This window comes from Fervidibacillus halotolerans (genome assembly GCF_026547205.1).
GTDB classification, from domain to species: domain Bacteria; phylum Bacillota; class Bacilli; order Bacillales; family Caldibacillaceae; genus Fervidibacillus; species Fervidibacillus halotolerans.
In genome coordinates, this window is record NZ_CP106877.1 from 2,622,501 (window position 1) to 2,644,042 (window position 21,542).

Here is a 21,542-nt window from a genome sequence, read left to right on the forward strand (position 1 = left end):
AAGACCCCGTGGAGCTTTACTGTAGCCTGATATTGAATTTCGGTGCAGCTTGTACAGGATAGGTAGGAGCCGTGGAAGTGGGAGCGCCAGCTTCCATGGAGGCGTCGTTGGGATACTACCCTGGCTGTATTGAAATTCTAACCCGCGAAGTGGAATCGCTTCGGGAGACAGTGTCAGGTGGGCAGTTTGACTGGGGCGGTCGCCTCCTAAAAGGTAACGGAGGCGCCCAAAGGTTCCCTCAGAATGGTTGGAAATCATTCGCAGAGTGTAAAGGCATAAGGGAGCTTGACTGCGAGACGGACAGGTCGAGCAGGGACGAAAGTCGGGCTTAGTGATCCGGTGGTTCCGTATGGAAGGGCCATCGCTCAACGGATAAAAGCTACCCCGGGGATAACAGGCTTATCTCCCCCAAGAGTCCACATCGACGGGGAGGTTTGGCACCTCGATGTCGGCTCATCGCATCCTGGGGCTGTAGTCGGTCCCAAGGGTTGGGCTGTTCGCCCATTAAAGCGGTACGCGAGCTGGGTTCAGAACGTCGTGAGACAGTTCGGTCCCTATCCGTCGCGGGCGTAGGAAATTTGAGAGGAGCTGTCCCTAGTACGAGAGGACCGGGATGGACGCACCGCTGGTGTACCAGTTGTCCCGCCAGGGGCATCGCTGGGTAGCTATGTGCGGAAGGGATAAGTGCTGAAAGCATCTAAGCATGAAGCCCCCCTCAAGATGAGATTTCCCATATAGCTTCGGCTATAGTAAGAACCCTCGAAGAAGACGAGGTTGATAGGTCCGAGGTGGAAGCACGGTGACGTGTGGAGCTGACGGATACTAATCGTTCGAGGACTTAACCTAATTGAAAGTCGAACTAGACAATTGAGCGCATGCGGCTGTTGCCTTACGTTATCTAATTTTGAGGGAATAAATATTCCTTGAATAAAATACATCATACATCGTCCGGTGACGATGGCGAGAAGGTCACACCCGTTCCCATCCCGAACACGGAAGTTAAGCTTCTCAGCGCCGATGGTAGTTGGGGGAATCCCCTGCGAGAGTAGGACGTCGCCGGGCAAAAAAGATGATCGGAATTTCCGATCATCTTTTTTTGATCCAAAAATAGAGACAAGTGACACTCCCCTTCGATTTCTTCCGTTAGCGTTTCAACGTTTTCTTCTATTTCTTTTGCGATTTCCTCCAAGTTTTGTTCGGTGATCTCTGTATGTTGATCGTTTTCCTTTTGTCCTGTTTTGGCTTCGAATTGGGTAAATTTATGAATGTGCTTTAATTCTTGGATTTTTTCTTTTAATTTCTCTTCGAATTTCAAAGTGGATTTTTTCCACACAAACGAATACTTATTGGCATTGACTTCGATCTTAGTGCCATCCAAAAAGTAGTTTTCCATCGTGATGTAATGTTCTTTTATCAATTTGAGAATCATGACTTCAAAGAGCTCATTCATGAAAGCTTTCATCCGTTTCCCTCGGGACTTATTAATGGTGCGAAATCTTATTGTTGCATCGCTGAAAGCCACATGGCAGGAATATTTTCTTTAACGAGTTTTTCGATTCCTCGGCAGGAATATATCTTTTGGGAATAAGCGTACAGAATGATTTTCATCATCATTTTGGGATGATAAGAACTTCTGCGGCCACCTTTATAATGAGAAAACAATTGTTCATCTGGTATCGCCTCCACCATTTCGTCCACGTCACGTGCCACGTGATGTTCGGGTTGAGCGATTCAATATCATAAATCATTTGAACTTGACGGTTGTCGTATGGTTTGAAAGTGGGGGGTAAATTTCTTTTGTCAAGAGTTTTTTCTTCTTTTCCATCTAGAGGAAGTATCATTTGTGTGTTATAATTTTCAGGAATAATCATTTAATTGCTCATAAAAAATCGTCCTGTATGTAATGTTGTGTGGTAACTTCATTTTACTAAAAGGACGATTTTTTTTGTGTACTTTTTTAAAAAATTAGAGGGGCTCCAAAAAGTCAGTTACCCTGACTTTTTGGACAGACCCACAGCCCCGTTTAAGAACGAACAACTTTAAACTCTAGTGCTTTGATCATTTTAAAAATCGTATTCTTATTACCAATAATTTAGTAACCATAAAAAAAGGTGTGCACTAAGTCCAAAATAGAAAATGATTGAAGTTCCATTGGCGGCGACTCCTGCGGGAAAAGCACGAGCCTCGAGACCCCGCGGAAACGTTGTGACGAGGAGGACCGAGCCGTGCCACTGGATGCGCGTCCGCCAATGGAACGAATCACTTCAAATCGATTTTGGATGAATGGACAACCTGATCCGATTACATTTTACTGAAACAAGTCACGAAACTATTCACCAACACGATTTGACAAAGAACCCTTTTTTTGTGCCTAAACGTGCTTTTCATGATAAATAGGATTCGGTAGAAAATATGGGTCGTTGTTTTCTGTAGCCAAATTAGAAAATAGGATTTTGAAGATTCATCAGAAAATGGTAGCTATGAAGACACATATAAAAATCGGAAAACGATTGATTTTCATATATTTGTATATTTGCATTTCATTTCGTCCATACTATAGACGGAGGTGGACGAAGGTGGGAAACGAATTGGGACAAAAAAACCGTCGATGTGTCATTTGTGAAGAGGAGAAACAAAATGGATATTATTTATGTTCTTTCTTTATTTGTCTTGATTGTGAAAGGGGAATGGTGCATACAGAAGTGGAACATCCGGCTTACAAACGATTTATTAAGCAATTAAAAAAGGCCATGTCTTCCCAAAAATATATTCATAATTAGCTATTTTTTAGGGAAAGTAAACCGACAATCCAATAAAAAGGATAGATCATATGAGAAAAAAAGGGGGTTGCCATTGGTGAATGCACATGTTTTTGGCAACCCTTTATTGATGACCAACGAGTTGGATGCTTAGAAAATTCGAAAACGTTACGACATTCAAGGTCGGTTACACTAATTATTTGGTATACTATGCTAATAGAGAACAATTCAATATACTACACTTTTGGAGGAACCGAATGGGAAAAGGAATATTTATTACAGTAGAAGGTCCAGAGGGTGCAGGAAAAACGACAATTTTAAAAATAGTAGCTTCGGAATTGAAGGAAAAGGGGTATCCAGTAATATATACCCGTGAACCCGGGGGAATTCCGATTGCAGAAAAAATACGAGAAATTATTTTGGATAAAAGCAATATAGAAATGGATCCAAAAACGGAAGCTTTACTATATGCCGCGGCTAGAAGACAACATTTAGTGGAAAAAATTATACCTGAGATTAATAAAGGAAAGATCGTGCTATGTGACCGATTTATCGATGCCTCCATCGTTTATCAAGGTTATGCAAGGGGAATCGGTATGGATCCGGTTTATCTAATTAATGAATTTGCCGTTGATCATGTAATGCCTGATTTAACCGTTTATTTTGACATTCAGCCGGAAATCGGTTTAAAACGAATTCAGCAACATCGGGAAACCGAAGTGAACCGTCTCGATTTAGAAGGAGTTCAATTTCATCGAAAGGTAAGGGAAGGGTATAAGCTCCTTCTTCGAAAGTATCCAGAACGAATTAAAGAACTCGATGCAGATCGCCCTTTAGAAGAGGTGAAGAAGGATACGGAAAAAATGATCATGGATTATTTACAAAAAAGATCATTCCTAGTTAAATAAATTTTCCCATTAGTTTTAATGAATTCATACTATAAATGAAAGGGAATCTGTCCTTGGTGAACTAAGCCTCGTTCATAATGAAAAATTACGTACGATATTCAAAGGACTTTATGTATTTTCTGTTTATACGGGTGATTCCACTTTTTTCCCTCCTTTATTTCTTGCTATAATAAAAAAAAGAATGTGATATTTTCATGATTGGGGGTACGAAAATGAAGTTAATTTTGGCCGTTGTGCAAGATCAGGATAGTAATCGCCTCTTAAATGTGTTGATGGACAATAATTTTCGGGTTACGAAATTGGCAAGTACAGGTGGATTTTTAAAATCTGGGAATACGACGTTTTTAATTGGGACAGAGGATCATCGTGTTGACAAGGCGTTACAACTGATTAAAGAGAATTGTAAGTCCCGGGATCAATTAATCGCCCCTGTTTCACCGATGGGAGGAAGTACAGATTCATATATCCCTTATCCAGTTGAAGTGGAAGTTGGAGGCGCTACGGTTTTTGTTCTTCCTGTTGAACAATTTTATCATTATTAAACCTGTAAAGAGCAATCGGGTTTTCTCGGTTGCTTATCATTCGTATTGATAATGTACCCCTATTAGATATAAATTTTTCTCCTTTTGGAGGGATTATAATGAAAGTGAATCACGATTACCGTATTTCAACAGAACCAATATCGAAGGAAATTCGTTTCCCAAATCAAGGCAAGTTATCCTTTCAGTCGATTATAAACCATCAAACGGAACAGCTGCAGACAGGTCATCTTCAGCATTTACTAGCGGAAATCGAACAAGCAGGTAAAAGACTAGCAAAATCCCGGAATTTTCGTGATTTGGCAAAATATAAAACCCTCGTACAGCAATTTTTAAAAGACGCTGTATCGATCGGATTAGAGTTGAAAAAATCCCATTCCTGGAATGATTCAAATCGAAGCAGGTTATTGAAAATTGTTAAAACGGTCGATCAAAAGTTGTTGGAGCTTACAGACAGTTTATTGGACCAAGAAAAGGATCATATTCATTTACTTGGATTGCTTGGAGAAATAAAAGGATTGTTAATTAATTTGTATACTTAATCATTATGCGTCATATTTTACAAAAAAAGAGTGATTCGAATGAAGGATTCATTAGAACAATTGGAAATCATACAACCACTCGTTATGAAACGTTTAAAACAAGCCCTTATAAAAAAACGGGTGAGTCATGCATATCTTTTTGAAGGATTGAAAGGAACTGGCAAAAAGGACGTTGCTAAATTTTTTGCTAAATCTTTATTTTGTGAACAAGTAATCGATGGATACAAACCATGTAATCAATGTATTCAATGCCAAAGGATTGAATCGGGTAATCATCCGGATGTCCACGTGATTGAACCGGATGGAGCTTCTATAAAAAAAGATCAAATTCTTTATCTCCAACAAGAATTTTCCAAAAAAGGTATGGAATCGAATCACAAATTTTATATGATTGTTGACGCGGATAAAATGACTGGTAAAGCTGCCAACAGTTTACTAAAATTTCTTGAAGAACCGAACGCACAGACGACGGCCGTTTTAATTACCGAGCGGGTGCAAAAAATATTACCTACGATTTATTCCCGATGTCAACATGTTCCCTTTTCTCCCCTTCCGAAAAAGAAACTAGAACAACAATTGATTGAAAAGGGGATAAAGAAGGAAAAGGCTCCCCTTTTTGCTAAATTAACGAATAATATTGATGAAGCCCTTTCCATTTCTGAAGACGATTGGTTTTTACAAGCTGAAAAAATAGTGTTAAAATTATATGAAATCCTTTCGAAACAGAAGTTGGAAGATAGTTTAATTTATCTTCACACCACTTGGAATCCGCATTTTAAAACGCGGGAACAATTGGAAAAAGGGCTCGATCTTTTGTTGTTTATTTACGAAGATCTTATGTTCGTTCAAATTGGTTACGAAAAAGAGTTAACTTATCCCGATTCTCTTCAATTATGGAGGCAAGGGGCGTTACAAATATCCAAGGACCTGCTTTTGAAAAAAATATCCTTTATATTAGAAGCGAAAAGGCGATTACAGTCCAATGTAAATGGAACGTTGTTAATGGAACAACTTTTAATAAATCTCCAGGAGGGATTTACTTTTGTATAATGTTGTAGGTGTCCGTTTTAAAAAAGCGGGTAAAATCTATTATTTTGATCCTGATGAGCTTCCAGTTCAAAAGGGATGTTTTGTCATTGTAGAGACGGCTCGCGGGATTGAAATGGGTAAAGTGGTAATCGAAAATAAGCAAGTTGATGAAGAAGATATCGTGTTACCGTTAAAAAAGGTTTTACGGGTGGCCGATGAAAAGGATCGCTTGCAAGTGGAAGAAAATAAAAAAGCTGCTAAACAAGCTTATGATATATGTTTGAAAAAAATTGAGGAACATGCCCTTGAAATGAAACTCGTTGATGTGGAATACACCTTTGATCGAAATAAAGTGATTTTTTATTTTACAGCCGATGGAAGGGTTGATTTCCGTGAACTCGTAAAAGATCTAGCGGCCGTTTTCAAAACGAGGATTGAGCTTCGACAAATTGGTGTAAGAGATGAAGCGAAAATGCTCGGTGGAATCGGACCGTGTGGAAGAATGTTATGTTGTTCTACCTTTCTAGGAGATTTTGATCCTGTGTCAATTAAAATGGCGAAGGATCAAAATCTATCCTTAAATCCGACAAAAATATCCGGTTTATGCGGCAGGCTTATGTGTTGCTTAAAATACGAAAATGACGAATATGAATCTGCCAAGGAACAGTTGCCTGATTTAGGGGAATATATTCATACTTCCCACGGAAAAGGAAAGGTAGTAGGTTTAAATTTAATGGAACGGATTATTCAAATCGAGTTAGAGGACCAACAAAAGATAATCGAATATACGTTGGATGAAATCATTGAAGAAGGGATTCTTTCAAACAATTCCACGGATTAATGAGGTGGATCATGATGAAGAAAAACGATTTATTTCAATCGATGACGAACATGGAAAAACAAATTGGGCAGCTTTATGAAGAATTAGGGGAATTGAAGCAATATTTGGCGGGAATTTTAGAAGAAAATCATACATTGAAACTAGAAAATGAACACTTAAAACATCGATTGATGCAACAAAGTGGAGTCGCTTCCAAGCAAGGAAAAACCGTTGCAGATAAAAAAGGGGGAACGGATATCGGGGAAGGATACGACAATTTGGCCCGTCTTTATCAAGAAGGATTTCATATATGCAATTTGCAATTTGGTAGTCTACGGAAAGATGGGGACTGTATGTTTTGCCTTTCCTTTTTAAATAAAAACAAGTAAAGACCTTCCTTAATGTAAGGAGGTTTTTTTTCTTACATATTCATGTAAGTAGGTCCACAACGATGTTTATTCTTTTTTATTAAATAATATTTTCAATCAAACAGATGTTACGGAGGTTTTATGGTACAGTTATACGAAGACGAACGTTTAGACTATTTGTTGGCGGAAGATTTACGGATTATTCAAAGTCCGAAAGTATTTGCTTTTTCGCTAGATTCGGTTTTATTGGCTCGTTTTGCTTATTTACCGATTCAAAGGGGAACTATTATCGACCTTTGTACTGGAAACGGAGTCATACCGTTATTGTTAAGTTCCCGAACGAAAGCGAAGATTATCGGTGTTGAAATTCAAAAGCGGATATACGATATGGCGAAACGAAGTGTGGAATATAATCAATTGGAAGGGCAAATTCAACTCGTTCATGATGATATGAAGAATATGCCCGCAACTTTCGGGTACGGAAAATTTGATGTGGTTACGTGCAATCCACCTTATTTTCCCGTGAAGGAACAATCGATGATCAATGAAAATGAACATTTAGCAATCGCCCGCCACGAAATATATTGTACATTGGAAGATGTGATTCGAATCAGCACTGACCTCGTCCGTCCCGGGGGAAAAGTAGCAATTGTCCATCGTCCCGGCAGACTGGCAGAGTTAATCCTGTTAATGAAAAAATATCGCCTAGAACCGAAGCGATTACGTTTTGTCTATCCGAAACTGGGTAAAGAAGCGAATACAATTTTAATCGAAGGTATAAAGGATGGAAATCCCGACTTGAAGATTTTACCTCCCCTGCTTGTCTATGATCATCGAGGAGAATATACCGTTGAGATGAAGGAAATTTTGTATGGATAAATATTATTTTTATGTTTTGCAATGTAACGACGGAACATTTTACGGTGGGTATACGGTTGATTTAGAAAGACGATTAACGATGCATAATGCGAAAAAAGGGGCGAAATATACGCGAAGTCGAACACCGGTCACTTTAATTTATTACCAAATATTTGAAACCAAAAGGGAAGCGCTCCGAGCGGAATATGAATTCAAAAAGTTGACGAGAAAGAAAAAAGAAGAGTTTTTAAAAAAGGAGCGTTTGAAACGTGAATATACAAAAGAGCTTTGAAGACGAAGGTGGAATATTGTATCTTGTGCCGACCCCGATTGGAAATTTAGAGGATATAACCTTTCGGAGCGTAAGAATTTTAAAAGAGGCGGATATGATCGCTGCAGAAGATACCCGGAATACGAAAAAATTATTGAATCATTATGAGATTAAAAATGACCTTATTAGCTATCATGAACATAATAAGGAAACGAGCGGGAAAAATATTTTGAAAGCGCTGAAGGAAGGAAAAACGGTCGCCATCGTTAGTGATGCGGGTATGCCAGCTATTTCCGACCCAGGTTATGAATTGGTGGAAGCGGCGATCAAAGAACATATTCCAGTTGTCTCTCTGCCCGGTGCTAACGCTGCTTTAACGGCTCTAACCGCTTCTGGACTATCCCCCCAACCCTTTTATTTTTACGGATTTTTACCGAGAAAGAAGAAAGACCGAGAAAGGGAGTTATGCGCTTTAAAAAATATTCAAGCAACGATCATATTTTACGAAGCACCCCATCGTATACGTCAAACGATAAACCATATTTTTGAAATACTCGGGGATCGGCGGGTGACCATAGCTAGGGAATTGACCAAACGGTATGAGGAATATGTTCGAGGAAAACTATCGGATGTTCAAAAGTGGTTTGAAAACAACGACCCTAGGGGGGAATTTTGTCTTCTGGTAGAAGGAGCTGGAAAAGAGGAAACGGCTACTGAACAATGGTGGAGTCCTTTACAGATTAAAGAACATGTTGATCATTATATTCAGCGGGGATATCCAACGAAAGAAGCGATTAAACAAACCGCCATTGATCGTAATTTGCCGAAGCGGGATGTGTATCGGGAATATCATGTGAAATAAAAAAGGGCTGCGCAATTTTTGCAGTCCTAAATTTCTGATTTGCTATATATCATTTTTGTTTTCATCCCAATTGTTCTAAAAGGAGCGACTAATCCAGTTCGAAAGCGCTTTTAATTTCATATATTAATTTTTCCGCTCCTTCACGGCTTAATACGATTTTTCCCCCGGCAAGGATTTTATTGTCGTCGTAAACATCACCGGTTACAACACAAGTCATATTCGGTTTATACTTTTTCAACACAATTTTGTCATCATCAACATAGATTTCTAGGGCGTCTTTTTCGTTAATACCAAGGGTTCGACGAAGTTCAATAGGAATCACAACTCGACCGAGCTCATCAACTTTCCTGACAATGCCGGTGGATTTCATCATTCATTCCCCTCTCGATAAAATAGATTTGCCCATGATTTTAAATTTTCCGACACCTTTCTTTAGCCACATAATACCAAACTTTCCTATAATAGTCAATCTATATATTTTTCATATTTGATTGGAATGGTATAATATGATTGGAACCGAAAAATTCATTAGGAAACAAGGGAGCGGTTGAAATTTTTTCCTTAATTTTGTATATTTTTTTCATATAAGCGGTTAATATAAAGGTAGCATGAATTTGATGCGAAACAATCAGTCCGCTCTCGACCGAACGTAACGAGGGCTTTTTCTGTATACTAAAGAAAAGAGGAGACAGGAAAAATGGAAGAACAAAAGAACACCTTTTATTTATCGACACCGATTTATTATCCGAGCGGGAATTTGCACATTGGTCATGCCTATACGACCGTTGCTGCAGATGCAATGAGCCGTTATAAACGGATGACTGGATTCGATGTTATGTTTTTAACAGGAACGGATGAACACGGGCAAAAAATCGAACGAAAGGCGAAGGAAAAAGGTGTCACTCCAAAGGAATATGTGGATGAAATCGTCAATGGCATCCAGCAACTATGGAAAAAACTTGATATTTCCTATGACGATTTTATCCGGACGACAGAGGAAAGACATAAAAAAAACGTTGAAAAAATTTTCGCCTATCTCGTTGAAAAGGGAGATATTTACTTAGGAGAATATGAAGGTTGGTATTGTACGCCATGTGAAGCGTTCTTTACCGAACGTCAATTGGTAGACGGAAAATGCCCTGATTGTGGAAGACCGGTGGAAAAGGTAAAGGAAGAATCGTATTTCTTTAAAATGGGAAAATATGTCGACCGACTATTAAAATTTTACGAGGAAAACCCGGATTTTATCCAACCGGAATCGAGAAAAAATGAAATGATTAATAATTTCATTAAACCCGGTTTGGAAGATTTGGCCGTTTCTCGAACGACCTTCGATTGGGGAATAAAAGTACCTGGTGATCCGAAACATGTCATCTACGTATGGATTGACGCATTAACGAACTATATTACCGCTCTCGGGTATTTATCGGAAGATGATCAGAAGTTTAAAAAATATTGGCCAGCGGATGTCCATCTTGTAGGTAAGGAAATCGTTCGTTTCCATACAATTTATTGGCCGATTATGTTAATGGCCCTCGATTTACCTTTGCCGAAAAAAGTATATGCCCATGGTTGGATTTTGATGAAAGACGGGAAAATGTCGAAATCGAAGGGAAATGTCGTCGATCCAAATGTGTTAATTGACCGTTACGGAGCTGACGCACTACGCTATTATTTATTGCGGGAAGTACCCTTTGGTTCCGACGGGGTATTTACACCGGAAGGATTTGTGGAGCGAATTAATTTTGATTTGGCCAATGATTTAGGGAATCTGTTAAATCGAACTGTCGCAATGGTTAACCAATACTTTGATGGAACCATTCCTGTATATAAAGGATCGATTTCAACTTATGAAAAAGAATTGGTCAAAGAAAATATCGAGGGTGTCAAACAGTATGAAACGGCTATGGAAAATATGCAATTTTCTGTGGCGTTAACCGCACTTTGGCAAATGATCAATCGGGCAAATAAATTTATCGACGAGACGATGCCTTGGAAATTGGTAAAGGATGAAACGAAACGGGAAGAACTTGCAAGGGTAATGGCTCATCTTACGGAAACGTTAAGACGAGTTGCGGTATTGTTACAACCGTTTATGATCGAAACGCCGAAAAAGATGTTCGCCCAATTAAATATTCGTGAAGATCATTTGAAATCTTGGGACAGTTTAGCGGAATTTGGACAAATACCAGATGGGACGAAGGTTCAAAAGGGAGATCCGTTATTTCCTCGATTGGATTTAGAAAAAGAAGTCGCTTATATTAAAGGAAAAATGACAGGAAATGCTACACTTGGGGAAAAGAATTCGAATAAAAAAGAAAAGAAGGAAGAAAAAAAGGAAAGTTCATTGCAACAAATTAAATTGGATGATTTTGAAAAAATCGATCTACGCGTTGCAGAAATCTTGAAGGTCGAACCGGTGAAAAATGCGGATAAATTGTTGAAACTACAAGTGGATTTAGGTACCGAACGGCGACAAATTGTATCCGGAATTGCAGAATTTTACAAACCGGAAGAACTCGTCGGGAAAAAGATCGTTTGCATTACGAACTTAAAACCGGTAAAACTTCGAGGGGAATTATCTGAAGGAATGATTTTAACCGGTGAAAAGGATGATCTTTTATCCGTTGTCACCGTTGATCTAAAAGTACCGAACGGAGCAAAAGTGAAATAAAAACGAGATCGTTTGTATTTAAAATAACATAGAAATGTTACATACAAGAAACATTTCTATGTTATTGTTTTAATGGGAAAAAGATCGTGATCCGTTCGCTGGAAACTTCGTAAGTTTAAATGAAAAATTTTAACAACTAGCGAAAAAGGAAAGGGTATACATATGTTATTTGATACACACGCACATTTAAATGCTGATCAATATGAAGAAGATGTGGAAGAAGTAATCCAACGGGCGAAAGATGCTGGTGTCGAAAACATGGTTATCGTGGGTTTTGATCGGAAAACGATTGAAAGAGCGATGGAATTGGTAGAAACATATGATCATCTTTATGCTTGCATTGGATGGCACCCGGTGGATGCGATCGATTGTACAGAAGAAGATTTACTTTGGATTGAACGTTTAAGTTCCCATCCGAAAGTGGTAGCCCTTGGAGAAATGGGACTCGACTATCATTGGGATAAGTCCCCAAAGGAAATTCAAAAGGATGTATTTCGAAAACAAATTCAATTGGCTAAGAAGGTAAAACTACCCATTGTTATTCATAATCGGGAGGCAACGGAAGACGTCATTAAAATATTAAAAGAGGAACATGCTGAAGAAGTGGGCGGAATTATGCATAGTTTTAGTGGCAGCCCAGAAATAGCAAAAGAGTGTATAAATATGAATTTTTATATCTCATTAGGCGGACCCGTTACCTTTAAAAATGCCAAAAAACCAAAGCAAGTCGCAAAAGAGGTACCCATCGATAAGTTATTGATCGAAACGGATTGTCCATATTTAACACCCCATCCATTTAGAGGAAAACGGAACGAACCAGCATATATTCGATACATTGCGGAAGAAATTGCTAAGATTAAAGGGATTACTTTTGAAGAATTAGCTCAAAAAACGACGGAAAATGCGAAAAAATTATTTTCTATCTAAGAAAACCGATTCGGTATAGGTGCGATTTTCCTATACCGAATCCCCCGATAAACTTATGGATTCACGGAAAACAGGTGATTTGCGGGAAGATGAATAAGGAATAATCATCTATATTTGACAGATGAGTGTTTATCCGCTATACTCTCCCATGAAAAGGAGGCTATTTCATGAATCTGAAAAGCATGAAGAGCCTGTTAGGAAATATTCGACTAGATCAGAAGGGAAAAATTCTACTTTCAGCTAGTCTATTAATCTTTTTTTCTATAACAGGTTTCTTCATCTATGAAGTTACGAAAAGCACCGTGAATTTACACTTGAACGGGGAAGAAAAAGTTGTTAAAACCCATGCCGGGCAAGTGAAGGATTTATTGGAAGAAAATGAAGTTCAATACCAACCCCATGATTATATTTCACCAGCATTAGATGAAAAAATTACCGATGGGATGACCGTCGTTTGGAAACCGGCTAAAAAAGTAATTTTAGAAATAGATGGGGTTACAGAAGAAATATGGACGACGGAGGAAACGGTAAAGGATTTTCTGGAAAAGGAAAACATCGTTATCAATGAACATGATGTTTTACATGTTTCATTGGACGACAAAATCAAAAATAATATGCATATAAAGCTGGATGTCGGATTTCAAATTGTTTTAGATGACGGCGGAAAGGAAAAGAAATATTGGACAACTTCGACTACGGTCGGTGACTTTTTAAAACAGCAAGAAATTGAACTGAATGAGTTAGATCGTATCGAACCTAGTTTAGAGACGAAATTAAATAAAGAATCATCAATTGTCATTACTAGGGTTGAAAAAGTCACCGATGTAGTGGAAGAGCCTATTGATTACGCAGTCGTTACAAAGAAAGATAGCAGTTTGCTTTCTGGAAGTGAAAAAGTGATTCAGCAAGGAAAAGAAGGGAAACGGCAAAAAGAATATGAAGTCATTTATGAAAATGGCGAAGAAGTATCGAGGGAACTGATTAGCGAAGATGTCATCGAAGAGGCAGTCGATAAAATCGTTGCAGTCGGTACGAAAAAGATTACGACTACCGCATCCCGTGGAAAAGCGAAAGGAAAGGAATTTATCGTCCGTTCCACCGCTTATACCGCTTCTTGTAATGGTTGTTCTGGTATAACGGCAACAGGGATCGATTTACGCGCAAATCCTAACATGAAGGTTATCGCCGTCGATCCGAGTGTCATTCCCCTCGGCACAAAGGTTTATGTGGAAGGTTATGGATATGCCATCGCTGCCGACACCGGTGGAGGTATTAAAGGATATGAAATCGATGTTTTCTTTGCTTCAAAAAGCAATGCGTATCGGTGGGGGATTAGAAACGTGAAAGTGAAGATTTTAAATTAATTCCGCATAAGGGTGTCCCAAAAGTTGGTGGGACACCCATTCTTTGTTTGAAAATACAAGGTTTTTCTAAAAGATTGTTGTTTTTGGTCATACACTTTACCGCGAAAGGCGGACGTTTTCCGAGGGCACAACCTAGCCTTTTCGATTCGGAAGCTCGTCTGAGGGGGTCTTCGGCTCGTAGTGTTCCCATTTGAGTCGCTACCTTCGTCAACTATTACGAACACAGTCAAATAAAAAAGAAAACCCTCTCTTTTGGTATAATGAAATCACCTCTTTTTCCTTATTCAAGCGAGGAAAATTTCTGAAAAACTTTAGGGTCGGGGGCATAATGGGTATAATGAACAAAGGAAAAAATCATTTGGAGGAACGAATGAAAATTAAAGAGATTATTGTTGTAGAAGGTAAGGACGATACGGTGGCGATTAAACGAGCCGTCGATGCAGATACAATTGAAACGAATGGGTCTGCCATCAATGGGAAAACGATCGAGCAAATTCGATTAGCAGCGGATTTGCGAGGGGTCATCATATTTACTGATCCGGACTTTCCTGGGGAAAAAATCCGCAAAACGATAAGCCAGCACGTTCCAAATTGTAAGCATGCCTTTTTGCCGAAACATTTGGCAAAGGAAAAAAACGGAAAGAAAATCGGTGTAGAACATGCATCACCTGAACATATCCGTTTTGCTTTACGAAAAGCACGGAAAATGGAGAATGAACCAAAGGAACAAATCAGTAGAGAAGATTTGATAAATTACGGTTTCATCGGGGAAGAACGATCAAAAAGTCGGCGGGAGCGGCTCGGAGAAATATTAAAAATTGGTCATACAAACGGAAAACAATTATACAAGCGGTTAAAAATGTTTCAAATATCAAGGGATACCTTTCTTCAAGCAGTCGAACAAATTCTTCAGGAGGAACGGTCGAATGGATAAAGAGATAGCTACTCCGACTAAAACGACGGAAATTATTAAAAAATACGGTTTTTCCTTCAAAAAAAGTTTCGGTCAAAATTTCCTGATTGATACAAATATTTTGCGAAAAATCGTGGATTTTGCCCTTTTAACGGAATCGAGTGGTGTAATCGAAGTCGGACCGGGCATCGGTGCCCTGACGGAACAATTGGCGAAAAATAGTAAAAAAGTGCTCGCCTTTGAAATCGATCGAAGACTCGAACCTATTTTGACTGAAACATTGGATCCTTATTCGAACGTAAATATTGTCTTTGAAGATTTTATAAAGGCGGATGTCGCTCGTTATATAAATGAAAATTTTCAAGAAATCGATGATTTGGTAATCGTAGCAAACTTGCCCTATTATATTACGACTCCAATTATTATGAAATGTTTAAACGAACAGCTGCCTGTGAAAAGAATCGTCGTAATGATGCAAAAGGAAGTTGCGAGTCGGCTAAATGCGAAACCCGGGACAAAGGATTATGGTTCTTTGTCCATCGCTGTCCAATATTATACGACAGTGGAAGTGGTCATGAACGTTCCTCGTACGGTATTCGTTCCCCAACCGAATGTCGATTCCGCAGTCGTACGCCTTACCTCCCGTCCACAACCCCTTGTTTCTGTAAAAAATGAAGCATATTTTTTCCAAGTCGTGAAAGCTAGTTTTTCTCAAAGGCGGAAAACGATTGTAAACAATTTAATGGCTGGACTTGAAAAGGGGAAAGAAAAAAAGGAAATTTTATTAACCGCATTACATGAAGCGAAGATCGATCCGAGACGAAGGGGAGAAACGTTATCGATTGAAGAATTCGCCCGACTAAGCGATTATTTATACGATTATTTTCATGAAAAATAAACCGTTCACCTGCCTTTGATTGTTTGCATAGTTTATATAGAAAACCATCCGTTGAAGCCTTGTGACATTTGATGGTTAAATCATCGACGGGGTGGGTGCTTTGGGGATCAAAATTCATGATGTTGTAGGAAGACAATCTTATCAATGCGATATTTCTTTTCGCGTCATCCGTTTTTTTGAAAAAAATGGAAAGCAAATGGCGTTATTGTACGGGGAAGATCTTCGTTTAATTGCCGACGCCCCGGTGGAAGATTTAATTTTGTTGGATGATGAAAAGCGACAACAATTATTAACACGCCTTCATGAACAGGAAGAACAGTCCTTTCATTTGCTTCGTCAAGATTTTACATCCATTAGGGAAAAACAAGAATATCAATTTACATCTGGACAGGATGAGGGGTATCAATTATTTCAAATGCCTGGAAAAGTATTACACGTAGATGGGGACCCGAATTATTTAAAGAAGTGTTTATCATTGTATGAAAAATTGAACGTTCCTGTTCACGGCGTTTATTGTAATGAAAAGGAAATGGCGTATAAGGTACCCCTTTGGATTGAACAATTACGCCCTGATATTCTTGTTATTACCGGTCATGATGCCTATTCAAAGTATAAAGGGAAGAAATCGGATATTTCCGCCTATCGCCATTCGAAGGATTTCGTTTTAACTGTGAGAGAAGCTCGAAAAAAAGTACCTAATTTGGATCAGTTAATTATTTTTGCGGGTGCATGTCAGTCCCATTTCGAATCTTTAATTGAAGCTGGAGCAAATTTCGCTAGCTCTCCTTATCGGGTAAACATTCATGCTTTAGATCCCGTTTACACCGTGGCGAAAATCAGTTTCACCCCTTTTACCGATCGGGTTTTCGTTCGGGATATTTTACGAAGTACAATAACAGGAGAAAAGGGGATCGGGGGAATTGAGACAAAGGGCGTGTTAAGGATTGGAATGCCATACCGCCCCCCTGTAGAATAAAGGGTGTTTCGACTCCCCGCCCTTTTGTTATTTTTTAGAAAGTGAAAATCATACCAATTTAGGAAATTTTGATACATAATCTTTCGAAAAAAAGGAAACCCTAATATTGTCGAAAAAAGTGGAAATTTGTTCGTAAAAAGTATTGACAAACAATTTTTATCCTTGATATAATTTAAATTTTTACCTTGACACTGGAAGCGGGATTGTGTTATTCTTGTTTATAGTGAGGTGTATAAGGATATGCCAAAAACATTGTCAGATATTAAAAAAAATCTTGACTCCAATCTAGGCAAACGCCTAATGCTAAAAGCAAATGGGGGACGAAAAAAGATTATTGAACGGACAGGGGTTTTAGCCGAAACGTATCCAGCCGTTTTTGTTGTCGAATTAGATCAAGATCAAAACGCTTTTGAACGAGTCTCCTATAGTTATGCCGATGTACTAACGCAAACGGTTCAAATTACGTTTTACGATGAAGTGAATGAAATTTCCTAATTGGCAGTGGACAATTGGTTTACTGCTTTTTATTTTTGCCCAAAAATTGGTTTAAAACCGGGTGAATGAATAAATCTCTTTTGTAAAAAATAATATTACCGCAACCGGAGGGGAGCAATGCCGATGGGCAGAAGAAAAGGGATTATGTCTGAAGAGATGAAAATGGAACTGGCAAAGGAGCTCGGTTTCTATGATGTCGTCCAAAAAGACGGCTGGGGAGGAATTCGTGCTCGAGATGCTGGTAACATGGTAAAAAGAGCCATTGAAATTGCTCAAGAGCAGTTGCAAAAAAGACAATAATTTTTTTCTTCACCATTTTCATGATTAAAGGTTGCGGTCAATCCGAGGAGTCATTCCTCGGATTTTTAATTAATCCTACCTTTGACAATTCGTTTTTAATCCACGAATATTTCCAAATTGACAATTAAAAAGTAAATCAGTACGTTGCTTCAAGGACGAAACATCAATCCTAATTGGAATTTTTCAACGAAATAATTGAATTTCCAAGATGAAGCTAAAAAATTTAGAAAAAATACCATCATCCGATTTATTTTTAGTATAATAATAAGAGTATTTTTTATATTTAAAAACTAGGGGTGATTGGGATGAAATTTAAATTACTCACGCAAATTTTTATAGCCTTTATCCTTGCAATTATTTTTGGATTATGGGTTCCGGGAATTGAAAAAGTTCAACCGCTCGGGGATTTATTTTTAAGACTCATTAAATTTGTAATCGTTCCCCTCGTATTTAGCACGCTTGTAGTCGGTGTTGCCAGCACAGGAGATGTGGGAAAATTAAGTAGAATGGGTGGAAAAACCGTTATCTATTATTTAGTGACCACGGCCATTGCTATTACCATTGGAATCAGTGCTGGATTTATTTTTTCTCCTGGAGAAGGACTCGATATCGATCCGGGTGAAACGACAGTAGAGCCTTCGGAAAGCCAAGGGGTTATTCAAACGTTGTTAAATATTATTCCGACAAATCCTATACAATCTTTGGTAGAAGGAAATATTTTACAAATTATCTTTTTCGCACTGTTTATTGGAATCGGAATTACGGTCATTGGTAAAAAGGGCAATACGGTATACGAATTTTTCGACGGGTTTGCAGAAGTGATGTACAAAATTACTGGTTGGGTTATGAAGATTGCACCGCTTGGGGTTTTCGGCCTTATTGCACCAATCGTGGCCCAATATGGAGCAGATCTTTTAATGCCGTTAATTAAAATCATTTTGGCTGTTGCCGTTGCCGTTATTTTCCACGCAATGATCGTTTATTCGACAGCGGTAAAAATGATCGGAAAAATGAATCCAATTACATTCTTTAAAGGAATTTTACCGGCTACGATGGTCGCCTTTAGTACAACGTCTAGTTCTGGAACATTACCAGTGACGATGAAAAATACGCAGGAAAATTTAAAGGTGTCCGAACGGGTTTCAAGTTTCGTTTTACCCCTTGGAGCTACTATCAATATGGATGGTACAGCCATTTATTTAGGAATCAGTACCCTTTTTAGTGCCCAATTATTCGGCATTGAACTAACATTCGCCCAACTTTTGATGATTATTTTGACCGGGACCCTCGCATCGATTGGTACAGCTGGAGTTCCGGGAGCGGGGCTAATTATGTTAACGATGGTTTTGCAATCGGCAGGTTTACCGTTGGAAGCCATTGCAGTCGTAGCGGGAATCGATCGGATTTTAGATATGTTTCGAACGGCGATTAACGTTATGGGGGATGCATCTGCAGCCGTGGTCGTTGCTTCTTCGGAAAATGAAATGGCACAGGAGAGCGAAAATTTCACTGCTTAACAAGGGAAGTCGGTTGATCGGGATATTCCCTCTACCAACACTTTGTAGATGTAGAAAGGTTTTTTTCAAAATGTCAAGTTCGGACGAAAGGCTCGTTTTCAATCATGGTAACGAGTCTTTTTGTGTGCAAATGACCGAGCCATTTCTCTCTTCTACCATCGTTTTTTGATCAATTTATGGTAAAATAGGACCAAATTATTTATATTGATAGCTAAAGTAGGTGGACAAGGGTGAAACTACATGTTAAGGCTCCTGCCAAAATTAATTTAACATTGGATGTCCTTCATAAGCGATCGGATGGATATCATGAATTGGAAATGGTGATGACAACGGTCGATTTAGCCGATCGGTTGGAACTAACCTTATTGGAAGAAGATCGGATTATCGTACATTCTGAAAGCCGTTTTGTGCCAAGTGGAGAACGAAATCTCGCATATCAAGCGGCAGATATGTTAAAAAGAGAATTGAATATAAGAAAAGGGGTTGAAATTTCAATTGAAAAACATATCCCTGTTGCAGCTGGATTAGCTGGGGGAAGTAGTGATGCAGCGGCGGTTTTACGAGGATTGAACAAATTATGGAATCTACGCTTATCCCTTCACGAATTAGCAGAAATTGGGGCAAAAATTGGATCGGATGTTCCTTTTTGTGTATATGGGGGTACAGCGTTGGCAAAGGGGAGGGGAGAGATTATTACACCGCTTCCACCCCCACCTAGTTGTTGGGTTATTTTAGCAAAACTACCTATAGGTGTTTCCACAGCAGAAGTATATGAAAATCTATCCCTCGACAAAATCGAGCATCCGAATACCGAAATAATGGTTGAAGCGATAAAAAATAACGATTACTTTACCATGTGTCAAAATGTCGGAAATGTTTTGGAAAATGTAACACTCATGCGTTATCCGGAAGTAGCGGATATAAAAGAAGACATGTTACGTTTCGGTGCAGATGCGGCGTTGATGAGCGGTAGCGGTCCAACCGTCTATGCTCTTGCGCGTCATGATTCCCGTATGCATCGAATATACAATGGCTTACGGGGGTTTTGTCGTCAAGTGTATGCGGTACGAATTTTAGGAAAGGGAGAAGAATGGGGAGACTCTTGATAATATCCGAACATTGAAATAGAATATAAGCATAAACATTCGTAATTTGGAGGTGGCTTTGTGGGTTGGAAAAGAAGTGAACGGCTCATCGATATGACTCATTATTTTATGCAACATCCGAACACGCTGATCTCCCTCCCTTTTTTTTCGGAGCGTTACAGTGCAGCTAAATCTTCCATCAGTGAAGATCTATCCATTTTGAAGGATACCTTTGAAAAGCAAGGGATAGGAAAATTGGTTACGATACCTGGAGCGGCTGGCGGAGTGAAATACTATGTGCAGGTAAAGGATAATATGGTCAAACCGTTTGTGGAAGAACTATGTCAAATTCTTGAACATCCGAATCGGCTATTGCCAGGTGGATATTTGTACATGGCCGATATTATCGGAAACCCTGTTTTAATGGATCAAGTTGGAAGGATGCTTGCGTCTAAGTTTAGCGAACGGCCCATCGATGCTGTGATGACCGTTGCAACAAAGGGGATACCCCTTGCTTATGCGACGGCTAAATATTTGAACGTTCCGGTAGTAATCGTTCGAAGGGACTATAAAATTACAGAAGGTTCAACGGTAAGTATAAATTATGTCACCGGTTCATCGAAACGAATTCAAACGATGCTTTTAGCAAAAAGAAGTTTAGACGAAGGGGCGAAAGTTTTAATCGTTGACGATTTTATGAAAGCCGGAGGAACCATTAATGGTATGATTAGTTTGTTAAAAGAATTTAATGCGGATTATGAAGGAATTGCCGTGCTTGTTGAGGCGGAAGATGTACCGAACCGTCTCGTGGATGAATATATTTCCATCGTAAAACTTCAAGATGTGAACGTGGAGAGTAAAAAAATCAAAGTTCGGGAAGGAAATTATTTTTCAAAGGGGGAATAAAGATGAAGGAAATTCATACGAAATTGGCTCCGGAAGCAATCGGTCCATATTCTCAAGCAATTCAATGGAACGGTCTAGTTTTCACATCAGGGCAAATTCCTTTGACGAAGGACGGACAATTGGTCGATGGGGGGATTGAGGAGCAGACGGAGCAAGTTTTAAAAAATTTGAAAGCGGTTTTGGAAGAAGCGGGGTCCTCCCTCCAAAAGGTTATTAAAACGACTGTTTTTTTGAAAGATATGAATGATTTTCAACGAATGAATGCAGTCTATAGTCAAGTTTTCTCGGAACATCAGCCAGCCCGATCGGCGGTAGAAGTAAGTCGTTTGCCAAAAGATGTCCTCGTCGAAATCGAAGCGATTGCGGTGGTTGAACCAGTTTAAAAAGTAAGAGAGAAACGAGTCTTGTATTATCTGATGAAGTGGATTGTATCAAAAAAACAAAAAAGGTTTTTGAGAGGAAAAATTGGAAAAATTTTTTGAAAGAAAGAAGGAAAAATAAAATATTTGTAGAATTGTATTTATTAACCTC

General features: G+C 38.9%; 24 protein-coding genes and 2 rRNA genes (1 of these 26 only partly in view). 24 read left to right on the top strand and 2 right to left on the bottom strand.

Annotation, left to right across the window (positions count from 1 at the left end; translation table 11 throughout):
• Both OE105_RS12290 and rrf read left to right on the top strand, forming a co-directional pair.
• Positions 1-846: ribosomal RNA gene (locus OE105_RS12290) — 23S ribosomal RNA — on the top strand; it begins 2,083 nt to the left of the window's first position.
• A 101-nt stretch (positions 847-947) separates the two neighbouring features.
• A 5S ribosomal RNA gene (rrf, locus tag OE105_RS12295) occupies positions 948-1,062 on the top strand.
• 435 nt (positions 1,063-1,497) lie between these two features.
• Here the strand turns inward: rrf and OE105_RS12300 are convergent.
• Complete coding sequence (locus tag OE105_RS12300) at positions 1,498-1,689, bottom strand: transposase (RefSeq protein WP_275422190.1); 192 nt, start codon at positions 1,687-1,689, stop codon at positions 1,498-1,500.
• A gap of 887 nt (positions 1,690-2,576) precedes the next feature.
• Between OE105_RS12300 and OE105_RS12305 the strand changes: the two genes are divergently transcribed.
• From OE105_RS12305 to rsmI, 10 genes are all read left to right on the top strand, one after another.
• On the top strand, positions 2,577-2,780 hold the full coding sequence (locus tag OE105_RS12305) for a sigma factor G inhibitor Gin (protein WP_275420459.1): 204 nt from the start codon (positions 2,577-2,579) through the stop codon (positions 2,778-2,780).
• Between the two features lie 236 nt (positions 2,781-3,016).
• Positions 3,017-3,667: a dTMP kinase gene (gene tmk / locus OE105_RS12310; RefSeq protein ID WP_275420460.1), complete on the top strand. Its 651-nt coding sequence runs from the start codon at positions 3,017-3,019 to the stop codon at positions 3,665-3,667.
• 212 nt (positions 3,668-3,879) lie between these two features.
• A complete protein-coding gene (locus tag OE105_RS12315; protein WP_275420461.1) occupies positions 3,880-4,209 on the top strand; it encodes a cyclic-di-AMP receptor in 330 nt (109 codons plus the stop codon).
• 98 nt (positions 4,210-4,307) lie between these two features.
• A complete protein-coding gene (locus tag OE105_RS12320) occupies positions 4,308-4,748 on the top strand; it encodes a YaaR family protein (protein ID WP_275420462.1) in 441 nt (146 codons plus the stop codon).
• A gap of 39 nt (positions 4,749-4,787) precedes the next feature.
• Complete coding sequence (gene holB, locus OE105_RS12325; RefSeq protein WP_275420463.1) at positions 4,788-5,798, top strand: DNA polymerase III subunit delta'; 1,011 nt, start codon at positions 4,788-4,790, stop codon at positions 5,796-5,798.
• Positions 5,791-6,618, top strand: coding sequence for a PSP1 domain-containing protein (locus tag OE105_RS12330; RefSeq protein WP_275420464.1), 828 nt, complete (start codon positions 5,791-5,793; stop codon positions 6,616-6,618). Before holB ends, OE105_RS12330 begins: the two co-directional genes overlap by 8 nt.
• A gap of 14 nt (positions 6,619-6,632) precedes the next feature.
• A complete protein-coding gene (yabA, locus tag OE105_RS12335; protein ID WP_275420465.1) occupies positions 6,633-6,986 on the top strand; it encodes a DNA replication initiation control protein YabA in 354 nt (117 codons plus the stop codon).
• Between the two features lie 120 nt (positions 6,987-7,106).
• The gene (locus OE105_RS12340) at positions 7,107-7,844 is read left to right on the top strand and encodes a tRNA1(Val) (adenine(37)-N6)-methyltransferase (protein ID WP_275420466.1); all 738 of its coding nucleotides are present in this window, start codon (positions 7,107-7,109) and stop codon (positions 7,842-7,844) included.
• Positions 7,837-8,115, top strand: a complete 279-nt coding sequence (locus OE105_RS12345; RefSeq protein WP_275420467.1) for a GIY-YIG nuclease family protein — start codon at positions 7,837-7,839, stop codon at positions 8,113-8,115. Before OE105_RS12340 ends, OE105_RS12345 begins: the two co-directional genes overlap by 8 nt.
• Positions 8,093-8,956, top strand: coding sequence for a 16S rRNA (cytidine(1402)-2'-O)-methyltransferase (gene rsmI / locus OE105_RS12350; RefSeq protein WP_275420468.1), 864 nt, complete (start codon positions 8,093-8,095; stop codon positions 8,954-8,956). The genes OE105_RS12345 and rsmI overlap by 23 nt, the downstream gene beginning before the upstream one ends.
• 88 nt (positions 8,957-9,044) lie before the next feature.
• Here rsmI and OE105_RS12355 read toward each other — a convergent pair whose 3' ends face one another.
• On the bottom strand, positions 9,045-9,326 hold the full coding sequence (locus tag OE105_RS12355) for a transition state genes transcriptional regulator AbrB (protein WP_275422191.1): 282 nt from the start codon (positions 9,324-9,326) through the stop codon (positions 9,045-9,047).
• Between the two features lie 327 nt (positions 9,327-9,653).
• On the opposite strand from OE105_RS12355, the gene metG reads away from it, so the two are divergent.
• The 12 genes from metG (at position 9,654) to OE105_RS12415 (ending at position 21,394) form a co-directional block, all read left to right on the top strand.
• Positions 9,654-11,630 (top strand): methionine--tRNA ligase, encoded by a 1,977-nt coding sequence (gene metG / locus OE105_RS12360; protein ID WP_275420469.1) that lies wholly within the window; start codon positions 9,654-9,656, stop codon positions 11,628-11,630.
• 162 nt (positions 11,631-11,792) lie between these two features.
• Positions 11,793-12,557: a TatD family hydrolase gene (locus OE105_RS12365; RefSeq protein WP_275420470.1), complete on the top strand. Its 765-nt coding sequence runs from the start codon at positions 11,793-11,795 to the stop codon at positions 12,555-12,557.
• Between the two features lie 167 nt (positions 12,558-12,724).
• Positions 12,725-13,921, top strand: a complete 1,197-nt coding sequence (locus OE105_RS12370; protein WP_275420471.1) for a resuscitation-promoting factor — start codon at positions 12,725-12,727, stop codon at positions 13,919-13,921.
• A 370-nt stretch (positions 13,922-14,291) separates the two neighbouring features.
• Complete coding sequence (rnmV, locus tag OE105_RS12375) at positions 14,292-14,855, top strand: ribonuclease M5 (protein WP_275422192.1); 564 nt, start codon at positions 14,292-14,294, stop codon at positions 14,853-14,855.
• Positions 14,848-15,732: a 16S rRNA (adenine(1518)-N(6)/adenine(1519)-N(6))-dimethyltransferase RsmA gene (rsmA, locus tag OE105_RS12380; protein ID WP_275420472.1), complete on the top strand. Its 885-nt coding sequence runs from the start codon at positions 14,848-14,850 to the stop codon at positions 15,730-15,732. Before rnmV ends, rsmA begins: the two co-directional genes overlap by 8 nt.
• Positions 15,733-15,832: 100 nt before the next feature.
• The gene (gene yabG / locus OE105_RS12385) at positions 15,833-16,708 is read left to right on the top strand and encodes a sporulation peptidase YabG (protein WP_275420473.1); all 876 of its coding nucleotides are present in this window, start codon (positions 15,833-15,835) and stop codon (positions 16,706-16,708) included.
• 240 nt (positions 16,709-16,948) lie between these two features.
• Positions 16,949-17,203, top strand: a complete 255-nt coding sequence (gene veg, locus OE105_RS12390) for a biofilm formation stimulator Veg (RefSeq protein ID WP_275420474.1) — start codon at positions 16,949-16,951, stop codon at positions 17,201-17,203.
• A 123-nt stretch (positions 17,204-17,326) separates the two neighbouring features.
• On the top strand, positions 17,327-17,503 hold the full coding sequence (locus OE105_RS12395) for a small, acid-soluble spore protein, alpha/beta type (RefSeq protein WP_275420475.1): 177 nt from the start codon (positions 17,327-17,329) through the stop codon (positions 17,501-17,503).
• A gap of 305 nt (positions 17,504-17,808) precedes the next feature.
• Positions 17,809-19,020 (top strand): dicarboxylate/amino acid:cation symporter, encoded by a 1,212-nt coding sequence (locus OE105_RS12400; RefSeq protein WP_275420476.1) that lies wholly within the window; start codon positions 17,809-17,811, stop codon positions 19,018-19,020.
• 230 nt (positions 19,021-19,250) lie between these two features.
• Positions 19,251-20,126 (top strand): 4-(cytidine 5'-diphospho)-2-C-methyl-D-erythritol kinase, encoded by an 876-nt coding sequence (gene ispE, locus OE105_RS12405; RefSeq protein WP_275420478.1) that lies wholly within the window; start codon positions 19,251-19,253, stop codon positions 20,124-20,126.
• A 60-nt stretch (positions 20,127-20,186) separates the two neighbouring features.
• Complete coding sequence (gene purR / locus OE105_RS12410; protein WP_275420479.1) at positions 20,187-21,011, top strand: pur operon repressor; 825 nt, start codon at positions 20,187-20,189, stop codon at positions 21,009-21,011.
• Positions 21,012-21,013: 2 nt separating this feature from the next.
• A complete protein-coding gene (locus tag OE105_RS12415; protein WP_275420480.1) occupies positions 21,014-21,394 on the top strand; it encodes a RidA family protein in 381 nt (126 codons plus the stop codon).
• Positions 21,395-21,542 lie beyond the last annotated feature (148 nt).